This is a genomic window from Sodalis sp. RH22, assembly GCF_047324165.1.
Classification (GTDB): domain Bacteria; phylum Pseudomonadota; class Gammaproteobacteria; order Enterobacterales; family Enterobacteriaceae; genus Acerihabitans.
Map to the genome: position 1 here is coordinate 4,050,048 of NZ_CP178731.1, position 16,383 is coordinate 4,066,430.

Sequence of the window (16,383 nt, forward strand, 5' to 3'; positions counted from 1 at the left end):
GCTGACGCTTATAGCGCGGGCGTGGGAATGGACGTCAGCGTGGATGCGCGGCGGCGGATAAACAGCCGCACCAGCGTATACCAGCCCAGCACGCTTATCAGGTTAAACAGGTTGAACAGGCCGCTGCCGCCCTGGGCGTACAGCGTTTTTGCCAGTTCGATGCCCAGGGTATAAACCATAATGTTCAGCATGCCCAGCGCGGCGGACACGGTGCCCTTGCTCATGGCGCAGGAAAACAGCGTCAGCCGGTACAGGCCGGCGTTGGCGACGCCGATGCCGTAGGCGTACAGGCTCATGCCGGCGGTCATCCACAGATAGGCGTGGGGCGAGAACAGGGTGGCCGCGGTGGCCAGCACCAGCCCGCCGATGATCGGCGCGGCGCCGAGCTTGATCAGCCGATCCACGGTACGCCGGCCGCTTAATCGCGCCAGGGTGATGTTGCCCAGGATCAGCGCGCCGAACACCGGCATCTGCAGCAAGCCGTATTCCATCGGCGTCATCCCCCCGTCGCCCATCAGGATCACCGGCGACTGGGCCAGCCAGGACAGCAACGGCAGGCAGGCCAGTCCGATGGCCATGGCGCCGTACAGGAACTGGCGGTTGGTCAGCACCACCTTATAGTCGCGCCACAGGCCGCCCGGAGAAAACGACTCCCCCAGGCGCGAGGCGGTTTCGGGCATGGCGCGCCACAAGCCCGCCAGCGCGATGGCCGAGAGGCCGGCAAACAGCACGAACATGACCTGCCAGGAAGCCAGCTGGATAATAATGGAGCCGGCCAGCGGGCCTAATAACGGGGCAATCAGCGCGACGTTGGCCATCAGCGCGGTAATTTTGATGCAGGTGGCTTCATCGAACGACTCCTGGATGGTGGCATAGCCCACCGCGCCGATAAAACACAGTCCGAACCCTTGTAAAAAACGCAGCGCCATAAATTGCTCAATGGTTTGCGCCAGCAGAATGCCGAGGCAGGCGGCAATAAAAAACATCACCCCGGCCAGCATTACCGGGCGCCGGCCACGGCGATCCGACAATGGCCCCAGCAGCCATTGCAGCACCATGCCGCCGCCCAGGTAGGCGGTCATGGAGGTCGGAACCCATTCCCGGCCCGCATTAAAGGATGCGACCACCGCCATCATGCCCGGCTGGATCATGTCGTTGCCGATATAGACGGCAAATTCGAACAGCACCAGGCATAACGGAAATAGCAACGCCCTCCGGCCTAAACGAACGGAGGGAGATAATGAGCTTTGCATATTATAACCAGCTGAAATATAGAGTTAAAAACAAAATAATCCGTCAATGTTTTTAACATTGGCCGGCTATTTTGCATTTATTTTAAATCCCACGCAACCCCGGCCGAAATTATCCTTCATCCGGATAATTCATTTTTTACTTTGCTTCCTCATTTGTAGATATATAGCCTATTTTTAAGATATTGAAGATTAAGCGTATGCATACAAAATGCGGATAGGGATGAAGTGAGTGGACGAAGATAAAAGAATTGACTGGATAGATAATCTGCGTGCGCTGGCCTGCATGATGGTGATAATGATCCACACCACCTCGTTTTATGTTACCCATGGCCTGGACATCGGTGAGCACAACTGGCTGCTGGCCAATGTGCTTAACTCCGCGTCGCGGGTTGCCGTTCCGCTATTTTTTATGATATCGGGCTTTCTTTTTTTCGGCGCCAGGCGCGCCGGCGCCAGACATTTCCTGCGCATGGGGCTATGCCTGCTGTTTTACAGCCTGATCGGGCTGCTGTATATGGCGCTTTTTACCCCCATCAACGCGGCGCGGGCGCTGGAAGGGGCTTTGCAGAAGCCGGTTTTCTACCATCTTTGGTTTTTCTACGCGGTGATGGTCATTTATCTGCTGTCGCCGCTGATCGAAATCAAACCGGTGTCCGCCGGTTTTCTGGCGACGATAATAGTGCTGCTGGCGGTGATGGCCAATCCCAACACCGTAACGTTCAATCGCGGCCATATAACCTTGCTGCCGGTAAACCTGTTTATCAGCGGCGATACGTTTTATTACATCTTGTATGCGGTGCTGGGCCGGGCCGTGGGTATGCTTGATCTGCGCGGTAAAAAAATCCCCGTGATCGCCGCGGCGCTGTTTATTATCAGTGTCGTGCTGGTGGCGGTGGGCACGAAAAAGCAGCTGATCGTTAATGGCGACTTCGCCGATACCTATTACCTTTATTGCGGCCCCCTGGTATGTATCGGCGCCGTCAGCCTGTTTGTATTTTTTAAACAGGCCTGCCGGCGGCAATGGTGGCCGCCGCTACGCCTGATCTCGCGCTATTCGCTGGCTATTTATGGCTTTCATGCGTTTATCATTCATTTTATCCGCACCCATGGCCTGGATTTTAAAGCGGCGCCGCCGCTGGATATCATGTATGTGTTTATCGCCACGCTGTTGGTGAGCCTGCTGCTGGCGGCGGGGCTACGGCGCGTTGATGTGCGCCGCTGGGTCAGCTGAAATCCCGGATCCGGGGTTGATATGCCGGCAGGGCGTTATTCCTGCCAGCGCTGCTGCGCCCGGCGCAACTGGCGGCTGGAGGAAAAACCGGCGGCCAGCGCCGATTTCTCGATGCCCTGGCCCTGCTGTAAACGCTGCTGCGCCACCGCCAGTCGCAGCTGTTCGTGATATTCCCTGACGCTAAGCCCTAGATGTTCCCGGAACAGCCGGGTCAAATGGCGGCTGCTCATAAATACCTGCCGCGCCAGCGCGTCAAGGCGCCATTCCGCCTCCGGCTCATGGGCCAGGATGTCCTGGGCGCGGTGTACCGCCGGGTGCAGGTGATTACGGTGGCGCAGCCAGGGCGAAAGCTGCGGGTCGTCGCCGCCGCGGCGGAAATAAACCACCATTTCCCGGGCAGTGGCCATGGCCTGCTGCGGCCCGACATACAGGCTGACCAGGTACAGGGCCAGGTCAATACCGGCGGTAATGCCAGCGCTGGTAAATACCCCCCGATCCTCGACAAAAATCCGGTTGTCCTTGACCAGGGCCGCGGGAGCCTGCTGGCGCAGGCGCTCCATCACGTCATGGTGGGTGGTGCAGCGATACCCGTCCAGCAGGCCGGCCCGCCCGGCCAGCAGCGACCCGGAGCAAACGCACACCAGCGTCCATGTCCGATCCTGAAAGGATGATCGGCGCTCACGCAGCCACCGCTGCGCCTCCAGCGCCGGCGCGCTGTCCAGCTGCTGGCGGGAGTCGGCGACACCCGCCAGCACCACGATGCTGTCCGGCGGCAGGGAGGCCGGCAGCGGCGCAATCCGGCTGACGGTCATGCCGATGGAGGTGGCAATCTCCTCCTGCGGGCCGATGTAGTGCAGCCTGAAGGCGCCGGACAGCGCCAGCACCTCCGCCGGGCCGGTGAGATCCAGCGCCATGACCTGGGGCAATACCAGGAAATAAACATCACGCATCACGCTTGCTCCAGTTCCTCCAGGCAGCCGGCCACGGTGCGGATAGCGGCGAAACGGTCGATAAGCACCGTTTCGGTGTGGTGCTTGAGATCCGCGCTGCTCAGCGTCCGGCCGTCATGGGTCATGGGAAACGTCAGCGTCGCCTCGGTCACGAAAGTGACGCGATACCCCAGGTCCGACGCCACCCGGGCAGTGGTTTCGCAACACTGCTCGGTGCGGATGCCGGCGATGATCACGTGCTTGATGTCCCGCTCATCCAGCCATGCGCGCAGTCCGGATTCGGTCAGGGCGTTATGGACATGTTTGTGGAACGTGGCGTCGGCGGTATGGGTCAGGAACGGCAGCGGTTTTACCAGGCCGGACTGCGGGCTAAAGGGGCCGTCGCCGCTGTTATGGAAAATATCCACCAGCGCCGCGCCGCGCTGCCGGCACCCGGCGATAAGTGACAGCAGCGCCTGTTGAAAGGCGGGCACGTCGTCTTCCGACCAGAAGGGACGCTGCAGGAAAGATTGCTGGACATCGATAATCAATAACGCGCTTTGTGCCATTTCCGGACTCCGTGATAATGCTGTAGCACTATAGTGCCCATGGGTAGGGCACATAAACAGGCTAAATCCGGCCATGATCGGGCTAATTCGGGACAATACCGCCTAACGGCGCTGACGTGCGCCAGTAATCGTAATAGATATGCTCAACCTGGAAGTCGGTCTTTTGTTGATCGCCGGTGAGGCGATAGGCCAGGGAAAAGGCAAAATCAAAGGCGACGCCCAGTCCTTTACCGCTGAGCAGGTTGCCGTCCTCGACCACTTTCTCATCAATAAAGCGGCCGTCGCTGATTCCCCGGTGCAGATCGCCGGAGCACACATAGCGGCGTCCCTTGAGTAAATCGTTGCCGCCCAGCACCCGGGCCGCGGCCGAGCATAACGGACAAATCCATTTGCCAGCCTCATCGTGGCGGCGGATAAAATCCGTTACCAGCGGATTAGCGGCCAGGTTGACCGTACCCTCAAGGCCGCCGGGGATCACCACCGCGTCATAGAGCGTCTCCCGGCGATGCTCGAGCAGGGCGTCGGCGAACATCCGGATCTGGTGATAGCTCACCAGCTCAAGCCTATCCTGACATGAGAGGGTTTCAACCTTGATATCCAAGCGGCGCAGCACATCAATTACGATGATGGCTTCCGCTTCCTCAAAACCCTTCGCCAGCAATACGGCGACTGTCTTGGACATAATTCCTCCTGTTATCCTATGAAGTCATGATCTGATGCCATAGGGTAGCATGACGGCGTCGCAAAAATAGAACGCTGTTTTATTTTTGACAGGAGGATCGCAGATTTTCCGCGCCGGCTAATCTTCCGTCCAAACGCCTAATATGTAGCCGTCGGGATCCTTGAAATGAAAGCGTTGCCCGCCGGGGAAGGCGAATATCGGCTTGACGATTTCCGCGCCGGCGGCTTCCAGCTTTTTCAGCGTGCCGGGCAGATCGCTGGCGTAGAAAATGACCAGCGGGCCGCCGCCCGGGGTAATCGCCTCGGTGGAGGTAAAGCCGCCGGTAATCCTGCCATCGTAGAATTCGGTATAGGTCGGGCCGTAATCCGTAAACGCCCAACCGAACGCCGAACCATAGAACTGTTTGGCACGCTGGATATCGCTGACGTTGAACTCAACGTAATCCACCTGGCCGTTTGCGCCGATCTCTTTCATCAGGAATTTCTCCTTGTGAGTGGGGGTCACCTAAGTATGGCCCAGGTTCCGCTATATGACAGGCGGGTCCATTGCCCGGCCGCGTATTACTCCTGTTTGCCGTAATGCATGCCTTCCAGCTTCAGGCCGTCGGGATCGAGGAAAAAGACCGCATAATAGTCCGCATAATATTCGCCGGCCGGGTCGACGATGCTGGCGCCGTTGTGTTCCAGCCACGCCTGCAGCTCATCGACGTCCCGCCGGCTGTTCAGCGACCAGGCATAATGGTGGAATCCCACGTCGCCTTTACGATAAGGATGCTTTTTACCCTGCTCGTCCGCCTGGTAAATCCAAAAGCGCGTCGTGCCGTTGCTCCAGCCCATCGCCGCGGGCATTTCGTCCATCACGTCAAAACCCAGGAACGTAAACAATCCGCTGTAGAATTTCTTGGAAACGGCAATATCGCTAACGCTGATAACCAAATGATCGACTGCCTGGACTCGAGACATAGTTTCCTCCTGTTCTACGCCGGCTTATGCTTGTTCCGGATTATGCCATAGCGTGGTAATGCCGCCCCGATCGCCGCTGATCGGATCGGTGGCCGGTAACGGCACCTGCCCGATATGCTGTTGCACTGAGGCCAGCCTGGCGGGATCGTCGCGGCATAAATCGGCGTTCATGCCGTTGGGATAAGCGCCGACCACCATAAAATCCTCGCTTGATTGCAGCGCTTTATGGCCGACGCCGGCCGGGATCAGCACCACATCGCCTAGGGACAAAGTGACGACCGGCCCGCTTTCACCGCCGAACTGCACCTGGGATTCGCCGGCGTAAACACCTAGCAGCTCGTGGCAATTGGAATGGAAATGGGTGAAGTTATAGATAATATACCGCCACTGGGCCGGCCAATCATTGGCGGCAAAATGACGTTCCAGCCAGGCCGCCGGATCGGGCGTTTGCGCCGGTATCACGCGGCGATAGATGACCAGGGGCAGCGGACTGTTGGGAACGCCGCCCACCGCTTCATTTAACGCGAGGGTTTCTATGGTCATAAGATCATCGCTCCTGCTCGTCTGGTAGGTCATGGGCTAATGCCATGAAGATCCGCAATAAGTCTTATCAGCATAGTTAATCGAGAGAATGATGCGAATGATTTACAGATTACACCGACAAGGCATAAGCTAGCCGGTGCGATGAACCGCCTGTAGCCGCCGTTCATTAATTTCCCTTTAACAGGAGTAGATCTATGAGCAATGCATTTCTGGACGTCATCAAAGCCCGCCGGTCGATTTACGCCATCGGCAGGAATGTCGCGCTATCGGAAGACCAGATCGCCTCGCTGGTGAAAGACGCGGTCAAACATAGCCCCTCGTCCTTTAATTCTCAAAGCTCCCGTGTTGTCGTGCTCTTTGGTGAACAGCATGAAAAATTATGGAATATCATTAAAGAAACGCTGAGGAAGATTGTGCCCGCGCAATCCTTCGCCGCCACTGAAACCAAACTGGCCTCATTTGCCGCAGGCAAAGGGACGGTGCTGTTTTTTGAAGACACCAAGGTCATTGATGTTTTGCAAAAGCAATTTGCCGCCTATGCCGATAACTTCCCCATCTGGTCGGAACATTCCACCGGCATTGCGCAATTTTCAGTATGGACGGCCCTGGCTCAGGAGCGTATCGGCGCGACATTGCAGCATTATAATCCCCTGATTGACGATGAGGTTAAACGCACCTGGGAATTGCCGGACAGCTGGAAACTGCGCGCGCAAATGCCGTTTGGCTCCATTGAGCAGGCGGCGGGCGAAAAAACATTTATCGACGATGAAGAACGTTTCCGCATTTTCAAATAACATCCCGGGCATGTTGTGCTTGGGCTAAGACGGGTCTGATGGCAAAACCCGGCTTGCGGGAGTGGCGGACATGCGTCCATCGCTCCCACTTGTTTGCATGTCTGCCGGCATGGGCAAGGGATGGCGAACGATTTTTTTGCACAGATGTTTTTCAGGTTCGGCCGGCGCGGCTATAGTATAAAAGGGCTGGTCAAAAAACAGGCAATATTTTGATAAGGAGCGAAGCGATGACCCGAATTCTGCTGGTATTTTTATTCTTTGTGGCAATCTGCGCCGGTATCATGGTGGTGCAAATGGGCGGCCGTTATCCCTGGATTTAACTGTTCCTGGCGGGGATCTTGCGAAAGCCCGACCAGAGCTGCACCGTATTGATCAGCACCATCAAGGCCGTGAATAAAAACACCCAGCGAAAGCCCAGTACCGCCGAGACGCTGGAGCCGATGAGCGGCCCTACCACATTCCCCATATACATAAACGACTGGTTATAACCGAAGATACGGCCGGTGACTTTATCGCTGGAATATTTTACCAGCAGCGTCTGGACGGCGGGCATCAGCGCGCCGTCGGTGAATCCGAGCAAGAAGCGCAGCACGCCCAACTGCAAGGGCGTCTTCACCAGGGCCATGCAACAAAACAGCGCTATGCTTGCCATCATCGCCGCCATCAAGATACGCGAGGTGCCGATGCGGTCGCCCAACTGGCCCAGGCGCGGCGCGGCCAGCAGCGCCGACACGCCCGGCACGGCGGCGATCACGCCGCTGATAAACGCCAGATTGCCGGTATCGTTGTAGATATCTTTGATAAACAAAGTCAGAATAGGGCTTATCGAGCTGTTGGTCAGCTGGATCATCATGGTGGTAATAAACAGGCTGAAAATCAGGCCTGGATAGGGCAATGAATGAAAGATTGCCCGGCCCTTGAGCTGATCGGCTTTTTTGATGTTAACCGTTTTCTCTTTAATCAAGAACAGCGTCACCAGAAAGCTGGTAAACATCAGTGCCGACGTCACCAGGAATACCACCCGCAGACCCAGGTGATCGGCCATAAAGCCGCCGAGCAGCGGGCCGACAATCACGCCGGCCACCTGGCCGGTGGAAAGGGTGCCGAGCGCCCAACCGCTTTTCTCGCGCGGCACCTGCGATGCCACCAGCGCCATGGCGTTGGGAATATAACCTGATGTCAGGCCCATCAGCGCCCGCAGCAGGAATAACTGATAGACATTACTGGCAAAACCCTGCAGCGCAATCACCACCGCCATGCCAAGCGACGCGCGCAACAGCATCAGCTTGCGCCCCCGCCGGTCCGCCAGGCTGCCCCACAGCGGCGCCACTACCGCGGAAACCAGGAACGTCGCGCTGAATACCAATCCCGACCAGATGCTGAGCGCCTCATGGGATCGCACGCCAAGTTGCTCAACGTACAGCGGCAAAAAAGGCAGGATTTGGCTCATGGCCAGGCCGGTGAAAAAACAGCCTAACCAAACGGAAAAGATATTGATCTTCCAGGCTTCCATGGGTCACACGCAGTAGGTAAGGATTAATAGCAAGTTTGCTAATGATATCATCGATGTGAAAAGTTACGGTAACGACTTACCGATAAAAAGTGTAGCAAAAACGCACGGTATGTTTTCCGCGCCGCCAGTCCAGACGGGGGAAGGTGAGCAAAAAAATAACTTGCGATTCTATCGCGCGCTATTTATAATAACACCATGAAAACGAAACATGATGACCCAAAAGCGACGGCTACGCCTTTAGCCCTTGACCAGCAGTTCTGCTTTGCCCTGTACTCGGCGAACCTGGCCTTGAACAAGGTCTACCGCAAATTATTGGTCAAGCTGGATCTCACTTACCCGCAATATCTGGTTATGCTGGTACTGTGGGAGCGTGACGAGGTGATGGTATCGGATATCGGCGAACGGCTGTATCTCGATTCCGCCACGCTGACCCCGCTGCTCAAGCGCCTGGAAACCGCCGGCCTGCTCGGACGCTTTCGCTCCGCGGCGGACGAACGCCAGGTGATTATCCGTCTGACCGACAAGGGCCGGGCATTACGGGAAACCGCGCGCACGGTGCCGGACGATATCCTGTGCGCCACGGCCTGCAGTGAAGAAAAGCTCAACGACTTAAAACGGCAGTTGCAAACCCTTCGCGCCCAGCTGGCGCAGTGGTAACCGCCCTGGGGGCCTGAGCGGCGACCAGGCTACCGCTATGGGCTATACTGAATAAAGCCCCTGCTTTTAAGTTGCAAGCGATTTAATCGCTTGCAATATATCTTCGTCCGGCACTCGGTCCGGCGAAGGCATCATCCAACAACGTAAGAGGGAAAGAACCATGTCTATTGAAAAAGTTGTGTACCGCGCAAAAGCCAAAGCCACCGGCGGGCGCGATGGCCGGGCCACCTCATCCGACGGCGTGCTGGATGTCAAACTGGGCGTGCCGAAAGAAATGGGCGGCCCGGGCGGGGAATTCACCAACCCGGAGCAACTGTTCGCCGCCGGCTATTCCGCCTGCTTTCTGGGTGCGTTAAAACATGTCGCCGCGCAGGAGAAAGTGAAGCTGCCGGCGGACGCGTTTATCGAAGGCACGGTCGGCATCGGCGCGGTGCCGACCGGTTTTGCCATTGAAGCCCAGCTGGATATTCATTTAGCCGGCATGGATCGCGGCCTGGCCGAGTCGTTAGTGCAGAAAGCGCATGTGGTCTGCCCGTATTCCAACGCGACCCGCAATAACATTGATGTTAAACTTAACGTCATTAATTAGTTTTCAGCGTTAAACCGGTGCCGCCGCTCAGCGCGGCTGCCGGTGAAACCGGTTGGATAACGCCGCGAGCCTTTGCTTGCGGCGTTTTTTTTTGCCCGGCGCGTCCGCCGCAGGATAAACCGTTACTACCCAAAACTTTTTAATATGAAATTTGTCAAAATGGTTTCGCACATTAAAGGTATGCTTATCCATTCGTTGTTAGCCATGGCGGCATAAGTCGGGTGCGAATCCGCTAGCCAAATCGCCGGCAGCGAGACCTTAATTTATTGATTATCATGGACTATTGCCTTGATTAAATTAGTCAAACAGCTGTCGCAGCAAAAACTATCGATAATAATCGCTGTTTATGTGGGTTTTTTTCTTAACCTGTCGGTTTTTATCCGGCGTTTCGATGTGCTTCATCCGGTTACCACCGTCGGCCACATGGTTATCGCCCTTACCGAAATTATGGTGACGGTGCTATCCACCTTCTTTTTGCTGCGGCTGATTTCGCTGGGCGGGCGTCATTTCTACCGTACTGTGGCTACAGTATTGTTGTTAATCTCGGTTGCCGCCAGTTATTACATGACCTATTTTAATGTCGTTATTGGCTACGGCATTATTGCCTCTGTCATGACCACGGATATTGATTTATCAAAAGAGGTGGTCGGGTTTTATTTTGTCCTGTGGATGGTGGCGGTCAGCGCCTTGCCGTTGTTTTTGATCTGGAAACACTCGGTGAGCGGTACCCTGATCCAGCAGATGAAGACCCCCGGCCAGCGCATTAAGCCTCTGTTGATCCTACTGGTTACGTTGGCGCTGATCTGGCTGCCGGTGCGCTATCAGGATAAGGCGCAGAACGTGCGCGAAAAAATCACCAATATCGATCTGCCCAGCTACGGCGGCGTTATCGCGCATTCCTACCTGCCGGTTAACTGGATGGCGGCCCTTGGCCTGTTCGCCTACACCCATTTCGACGAAAACCAGGACAATGACACGCTGTTCGATCCCGCCAAGCAGTTTACCTATGTGACTCCGGCCGGTATCGATGATACCTATGTGGTTTTTATCATCGGCGAAACCACCCGCTGGGACCATATGGGGCTGCTGGGCTATCACCGCGATACCACGCCCAAATTATCCCGCGAGAAAAACCTGGTGGCGTTTCGCGGGCAATCCTGCGATACCTCCACCAAACTCTCCCTGCGCTGCATGTTCGTGCGCGAGGGCGGGACAGCGGATAACCAGCAGCGGACGTTAAAAGAGCAGAATATCTTTGCGGTAATGCGTTCGCTCGGCTTTACCTCGGAGCTGTTCGCCATGCAGAGCGAGGTGTGGTTTTATAAAAATACCTATGCCAATAACTTCTCGTTTCGCGAGATGATCGCCGCGGAAAAACGCAACGACGGCAAATCCGTGGATGATATGCTGCTGGTGGATGAGATGAGCGAATCGCTTAAACGCTACCCCAAAGGCAAGCACCTGATGGTGTTGCATACCAAAGGCTCGCATTACCTCTATTCGCAGCGTTATCCGCGGGATTTTGCCCGCTACCAGCCTGAATGCATGGGCGTGGATCATGCCTGCTCCAAAGCGCAGCTTATCAATGCCTTCGATAACAGCGTGTTGTATACCGATAGTTTTATCGCAAGCGTCATCGACAGGATGCGCAATAAAAAAGCCCTGGTGTTCTACGCCTCCGACCATGGCGAGTCCATTGATGAAAACTACCATTTACACGGCACGCCGCGCGATATGGCGCCGCCGGAACAGTTCCGCGTACCGATGATGGTCTGGGCGTCGGATGCGTTCCTGGCCGACCAGCCCCATCGGGAGGCGTTCGACCGCCTGCAGGCCCAGCAGCGTATCGGCGCCACCCATCGCCATGAAGAGCTGTTTGATACCATTCTCGGCTGCCTGGGCTATACGTCGCCGAACGGCGGCATCAACCCGCGGAACAACTGGTGCGCCAAGCCTGCGGCCAAGGGGATGGCCCTGTAAGCGACAGGTACCGCCGGCGGCGCTTTTGTAAACAGTCGGCAGTATTTCTTGAAAAAGGGATTGACGCAAAAAGACGGCCGCAGTAAGATGCGCCCGCATTCGGTGAGTGGCGCAGCCTGGTAGCGCAATACGTTCGGGACGTATGGGTCGGAGGTTCAAATCCTCTCTCACCGACCAACCTCTTCAAGGTCTTGTCTCCAGCAGTCCAGACAAGGCAGAAAAAAAGCACGTCTTAGGACGTGCTTTTTTTTTTGCAGCAAACCTCGTCCCTGACCAGCGCGCCCGTTTTGGGAAAAACACTTCAGCCCCGCCAGCCGATATTATCGGGAACAGGTGATTTCCTGTGTAAAAATAACCGCGGCACGACGGCCGGCAAGGATTTGAGGCCCGGGTGGGGATAAGCAAATCCATCATTCGTTTTACAAAATATATTAATTATAAAAATTTACCTGACTGACATTTGAGATTATATGTTTATCTGCGGGTGAAAATATAAAAAGCACGCGGCGGGCTAAAATACGCTTCTATAAAAGGCAATCAATTGGCATCGATAAATCATGCCCGTAAATTCTCTTGTCGCTAACGCATTATCTTAAGTGGCAAAGCTGCATTTTTTCTTAAGCATTTCTGATGAATTGCTGAACAACTCTTTGAATAAATTTACCTTTACAACAGGAAATTAGCATTGGTATTGCCTGGATATGTCAAATAAATGTTAAAAAAGCTTGTATCTGCCGGCTTGACGGCGCATGTTATAAATTAGTCTGGATATTGTTTTGCTGTCGGCATTGGATGCTATTTTAGGGAGACGATGAATTCGTATAATAAAGTCAGGCCCTGGGGGCATTTTTAAACGATATAACAAGCGATGCGGGGATGATATGAAAGTTGATTTCTTTTTGATTGAAAATGACAGGAAAACGTCTATTTATCATGATGAATTCAGGCTTGGACGTATTCTGGTCATGCCAAAAACAACGCTTCAGCTGATGTCTCGCAGGACAAAGCGGAGAAAAGAAACCTCTGGTAAAAGCTACGATACTGTTGTGCATATCAGTTCAGGGGGACAAAGGTATGCCGTCGCCTTTTCCGGCGAGGCTATTCCAGCGTTCGAAACGGATGAATTGATCAGGAAGTCGGTGCCAAAACCCACGCCTCTGGCGTAGCGTCCGCTAACGCCCGCCCAGGGTGCCGCAAAAATCCACTCTATAAAAAACGTCAATGGATTGGTTATTGATAATAGCGATATTCGTGAAATTAAGCCCTTTCCACTCTTTATTGTTTAACGCCTGCCGCACGGCCTAGAACGACAGATCGATAACCACATTATCGGTATAATTGCCCGGCGGCGGCGTAGGCTGGTTTGGCAAAATCCGCGCGACATAATTGTAGGTACGCAGGGTGCCGTCGCTGCTGACGCTATTGGATAGCGCGCTGGACCAGCGGTCATTGCCGTTGTCACGCCAGGACTCGGCGCCGTTGGATTTAGAGATCTCATAGCCGAGCAGACTGCCGCCGCTGGCCATGTGCCTGACGTTGCCGACCGCATGATTGCCGTTATTCATCCCCACCGTATACGTGCTGCCTTTGGTACAGACGATGCCGATCGTCTGCGATACCGGATTAAAACCGCTCACCAGCGGCGCGGCGCCAAAGCTGATGTCGGGGGCGGTAATAGCGACGCAGTCGTTGGTGATGACCAGGTTAACCGTCAGCGGCACCATGGCGGAACCCATCTGGCTGCTGCCCGGCATACATTGTCCCAGCGCGCCTATGCCGGTGCAGATAGCGTAGTTCACCAGGATATTCAGGGTGACGGTATAGGTTCCCGCCGCCACGTTCTGGCCCGTCATGGTGTGCAAATACAGCGGGATACTGAAGTTCGACCCCCCCATCAGCCCGACCAGGTTTACCAGCTCGGCGGAATGGTATCTCACCGGGGCGCCGTTAAGCGCCAGTTGCGTGGCGCAGTTGGCGGCGGTGCATACCTGGATGGGGATAACATCGCCGCCGTCGATGGCTTTCAGCGCCGCCTGTCCGCTGCTGGTGGCATTGGCGGAATAGAGCTGCAGATCAATATGGTCGGTGCTCAGCAGGGCAAGCGTGCTGCCGGCGCCGCAGTTAACCTCGATACTGTTGCTGGACGTGCTGACGGTGCTGTTAATGCTGAAAGAGCTTGCCTTGCCAAAGGCGACGGTACGGCCGGGCAAGGCGCAGGCGGCAAGGGCGGACTGGCATAATAATGCGAGCAACAGCAATCCCGGGGAAAGGGTTTTCATCAAGCGTTCCTTAAGGTGTCGCGGACAGCGGGCATGGCAACGGCCCGTAGGTATGTAAAGCCCGGGGCCTGCCGTCCGGCAGCGTCAGGCGGGCGGCGCAGCGCCGTCCGTCCGGAGTGACGGCGCGCAGCCGGTTGTCGGTTGCCAGGTTTTCCAGCCAGGTAAGGCCTTCCCAGCCCACATAATCATCGGGCCGCCCGTCGCGCACGACCCGGGTGCCTACGGGCAGCGGCCGGCCCTGGCCGTCATGCAGGATGATGCTGGCCGCGCGCAGCGGCTCGATAGGGAAATGGAGCAGATAGCCGCTCTGGCGGGGCACCGAGAAACGTTGCTCGATAGCGGGCGCCGTCAAATCAGCGGGGATATTTAAGATATCGATGCCGTATTTAGCCGGGTAGTAGGCGATAACATTGGGAATCAGCAGGTAGCCCGCTTGGTCGGTCACGCCCGCCGGCTGGTTTTCATAACGTACCAGCACTTGCGGCTGCCCGGTTTTTATCAGCACAAACGCATTATTTAACTGGTTTGCCGCCAGCAGCCGCCCATCCATCGTCACCAGCGCGCCGCTGATATCCGCCCATTGCACGTCGCTGCCGCTGACGCCGTAAAAGCCGCCGGAGGCGTCGACATAACGGTTACGCCAGTCGAGCGTGGCCTGGCGATAATCTTTGTCTCTTTGCTGGCGGGCATAGGAGGCGTCCCAGCTGAAACCGCCGTCTGAGGGCATGGCGCGGGACACCGTCAGGCGCTGGGCGTCGCCGCCGGGCCTGTCGCGCTCCAGGCCGACGCTGGCGCTGGCCAGGCCGCCAAAGGGCATGATCAACGAGAGGGCGCCGGAATAGTCCCGCTGTTGCCGATCGAAACCCGCGGTCGCAAACAGGCTGGCGTCGCCCCACAGATTCCTGCTCCATGACAGATTCCATAAGCGGGTACGATCGCCCCTCCGGCCGCGGATATCGATCATTGCCGCGCCGAGGCTGCCATAACGATGCAGCGTGACGCCGGCGTTATATTGCGCGCTGGCCCGGCTTAACGTCGAGGCGGTGCGCGGCCGATGACGGGCGCCGGCATCATAGAGCGCCAGATGGGCAAAGTGACTGCTGCGCCAGGTATGCTGCGTGCCGATGCTGGCGACCCGGTTACTGTATTGATAACCGCAGCCATATTGTTCTCCGGCCCATCCGCCAAAACGGCTGCGGGTCCAGGAGCCGTTGATCACTCCCGCGCGTCCCACCCGCAACAGGCTGCCCGCGCCGGCCAGGGCCAGGTTTTGCGCGCCCTCGGCATGGCTTTCCAGCGTCAACCAGTCCGTTGTTCCCCGGCGGTAGGAACCGCTGGCCACCGGCGGGCCGTAATCGGCGTTTTTTACGCCATACGCGCGGCGCAGCGCGCCGGCGCCCACGGAATAATCGGATAAGCCGGGTTTGAGCAGGGTACTGGACACATAGAACGGCAGGGTAGTGATCACCTGGCGGCCTACCGCGTCCGTGGTGACGATAACCGCCTCGCCGGCGCCGTTGATAAAAGGCATATTGTTGAGCGAGTAAGGACCTGGCTGGAGGTTGTTGCTGCTGGTTTTATAACCGTTGATAAACATATCGACGGTGGTGGGCACCGCCGCCTGTCCCGCGAACGAAGGCAGAGGATAGGTCACGATATCCGGGCGTACCGAAAAATCACGTGCGAGCTGGATGCCGCCGATACGCACGCTGCTGCTCCACGATAACGCGTCGGTGATCACATCGCCCGCCGCCCAGCGCAGGGCATGCTCCTCGTTCTGGCTGGCCCAATAGGTATCGTAGCGCATATAGCCGCCGCCGCCGGGCGCGCCGGTTATCTGGCGCTGCGCCACGCCGTCAATGGAAAAGTGGCCGGCATCGCCAAAGGTACGCAATTCATGCCATACGGCTAAGCGCACGTCGCCGCTGATGCGACTGCCATAAATATCATAGTTGAACAACGCGCCGGGGCTGACGCGTGCAGGATGGCGCCGGCCGCCCGGCTCCAGGCTTATCGATTGTTCCGGCAGCCAACTGGCCGGCACCGCCAGCAACAGCCGCTGCCGCGGCCGGTCATAAGTCGCCGTTACGCCGGGCAGGGCGGTGACATCCGTTTGCTGCGCGTTTAGCCGATCGGCCGGCAGCCCGGCTTGCACCAGATCGGCGGTGGGCACGGTATAATGCCCGTCGCGAAACGCCACCGGCACGATCCGGCCGACGGCGGATTCATTCACCACCAGCTCCAGCATATATTGACGCTGCGCCTGCCCGGGCGCCATCCCCGGCGGCGGCGGCAGCGAAGAGAACGTTTCCGCGTTGCCGTCCATGGGAAACCCGCAAGCCCAATAACTTAACAGGGTAACGGCGCAACGGCGGAGAAAGGTCGGCGCAGGACGGTCCATT

The 16,383-nt window shown here is 56.8% G+C and carries 16 protein-coding genes and 1 tRNA gene; 7 read left to right on the plus strand and 10 right to left on the minus strand.

Translation table 11 applies throughout. The annotated features are described in order from the left end of the window. Positions 1-8: 8 nt before the first annotated feature. Entirely contained in the window at positions 9-1,253 is a 1,245-nt protein-coding gene (locus ACL2XN_RS18375) for an MFS transporter (protein ID WP_410012980.1), read from the minus strand. Positions 1,254-1,536: 283 nt separating this feature from the next. On the opposite strand from ACL2XN_RS18375, the gene ACL2XN_RS18380 reads away from it, so the two are divergent. Beyond that, positions 1,537-2,484 carry an acyltransferase gene (locus ACL2XN_RS18380; protein WP_413730993.1) on the plus strand — a complete coding sequence of 316 codons (948 nt, stop codon included), beginning with the start codon at positions 1,537-1,539 and terminating at the stop codon, positions 2,482-2,484. A 35-nt stretch (positions 2,485-2,519) separates the two neighbouring features. Here ACL2XN_RS18380 and ACL2XN_RS18385 read toward each other — a convergent pair whose 3' ends face one another. From ACL2XN_RS18385 to ACL2XN_RS18410, 6 genes are all read right to left on the minus strand, one after another. Next, positions 2,520-3,437 (minus strand): GlxA family transcriptional regulator, encoded by a 918-nt coding sequence (locus ACL2XN_RS18385; RefSeq protein WP_413729213.1) that lies wholly within the window; start codon positions 3,435-3,437, stop codon positions 2,520-2,522. Beyond that, a complete protein-coding gene (locus ACL2XN_RS18390; RefSeq protein WP_410012983.1) occupies positions 3,434-3,982 on the minus strand; it encodes an isochorismatase family protein in 549 nt (182 codons plus the stop codon). Before ACL2XN_RS18390 ends, ACL2XN_RS18385 begins: the two co-directional genes overlap by 4 nt. Before the next feature lie 82 nt (positions 3,983-4,064). Further along, positions 4,065-4,664 carry a DJ-1/PfpI family protein gene (locus ACL2XN_RS18395; protein ID WP_413729214.1) on the minus strand — a complete coding sequence of 200 codons (600 nt, stop codon included), beginning with the start codon at positions 4,662-4,664 and terminating at the stop codon, positions 4,065-4,067. 117 nt (positions 4,665-4,781) lie between these two features. Further along, entirely contained in the window at positions 4,782-5,138 is a 357-nt protein-coding gene (locus ACL2XN_RS18400; RefSeq protein ID WP_410012985.1) for a VOC family protein, read from the minus strand. An 86-nt stretch (positions 5,139-5,224) separates the two neighbouring features. Further along, positions 5,225-5,626, minus strand: a complete 402-nt coding sequence (locus ACL2XN_RS18405) for a VOC family protein (RefSeq protein ID WP_413721690.1) — start codon at positions 5,624-5,626, stop codon at positions 5,225-5,227. Between the two features lie 24 nt (positions 5,627-5,650). Then, positions 5,651-6,169, minus strand: coding sequence for a cupin (locus ACL2XN_RS18410; RefSeq protein ID WP_410012987.1), 519 nt, complete (start codon positions 6,167-6,169; stop codon positions 5,651-5,653). A gap of 194 nt (positions 6,170-6,363) precedes the next feature. Here ACL2XN_RS18410 and ACL2XN_RS18415 point away from each other — a divergent pair, with 194 nt between their 5' ends. Beyond that, positions 6,364-6,963, plus strand: a complete 600-nt coding sequence (locus ACL2XN_RS18415) for a nitroreductase family protein (protein WP_410012988.1) — start codon at positions 6,364-6,366, stop codon at positions 6,961-6,963. A 316-nt stretch (positions 6,964-7,279) separates the two neighbouring features. On the opposite strand, the gene ACL2XN_RS18420 is transcribed toward ACL2XN_RS18415, so the two are convergent. Next, complete coding sequence (locus ACL2XN_RS18420) at positions 7,280-8,476, minus strand: multidrug efflux MFS transporter (RefSeq protein WP_410012989.1); 1,197 nt, start codon at positions 8,474-8,476, stop codon at positions 7,280-7,282. A gap of 195 nt (positions 8,477-8,671) precedes the next feature. Between ACL2XN_RS18420 and ACL2XN_RS18425 the strand changes: the two genes are divergently transcribed. From ACL2XN_RS18425 to ACL2XN_RS18445, 5 genes are all read left to right on the plus strand, one after another. Then, positions 8,672-9,133, plus strand: a complete 462-nt coding sequence (locus ACL2XN_RS18425) for a MarR family winged helix-turn-helix transcriptional regulator (RefSeq protein ID WP_410012990.1) — start codon at positions 8,672-8,674, stop codon at positions 9,131-9,133. Positions 9,134-9,293: 160 nt separating this feature from the next. After that, complete coding sequence (locus tag ACL2XN_RS18430; protein ID WP_410012991.1) at positions 9,294-9,722, plus strand: organic hydroperoxide resistance protein; 429 nt, start codon at positions 9,294-9,296, stop codon at positions 9,720-9,722. Positions 9,723-10,013: 291 nt separating this feature from the next. Further along, positions 10,014-11,702, plus strand: a complete 1,689-nt coding sequence (eptB, locus tag ACL2XN_RS18435; protein WP_413723514.1) for a kdo(2)-lipid A phosphoethanolamine 7''-transferase — start codon at positions 10,014-10,016, stop codon at positions 11,700-11,702. Between the two features lie 100 nt (positions 11,703-11,802). Further along, positions 11,803-11,879 (plus strand) — tRNA-Pro (locus ACL2XN_RS18440). A gap of 704 nt (positions 11,880-12,583) precedes the next feature. Beyond that, a complete protein-coding gene (locus ACL2XN_RS18445) occupies positions 12,584-12,868 on the plus strand; it encodes a hypothetical protein (RefSeq protein WP_410012992.1) in 285 nt (94 codons plus the stop codon). A gap of 135 nt (positions 12,869-13,003) precedes the next feature. Here the strand turns inward: ACL2XN_RS18445 and ACL2XN_RS18450 are convergent, their stop codons facing one another. Continuing rightward, positions 13,004-13,981, minus strand: coding sequence for a spore coat protein U domain-containing protein (locus tag ACL2XN_RS18450; RefSeq protein WP_413729215.1), 978 nt, complete (start codon positions 13,979-13,981; stop codon positions 13,004-13,006). Between the two features lie 10 nt (positions 13,982-13,991). Beyond that, entirely contained in the window at positions 13,992-16,382 is a 2,391-nt protein-coding gene (locus tag ACL2XN_RS18455; protein WP_413729216.1) for a fimbria/pilus outer membrane usher protein, read from the minus strand. Position 16,383: the final 1 nt, after the last annotated feature.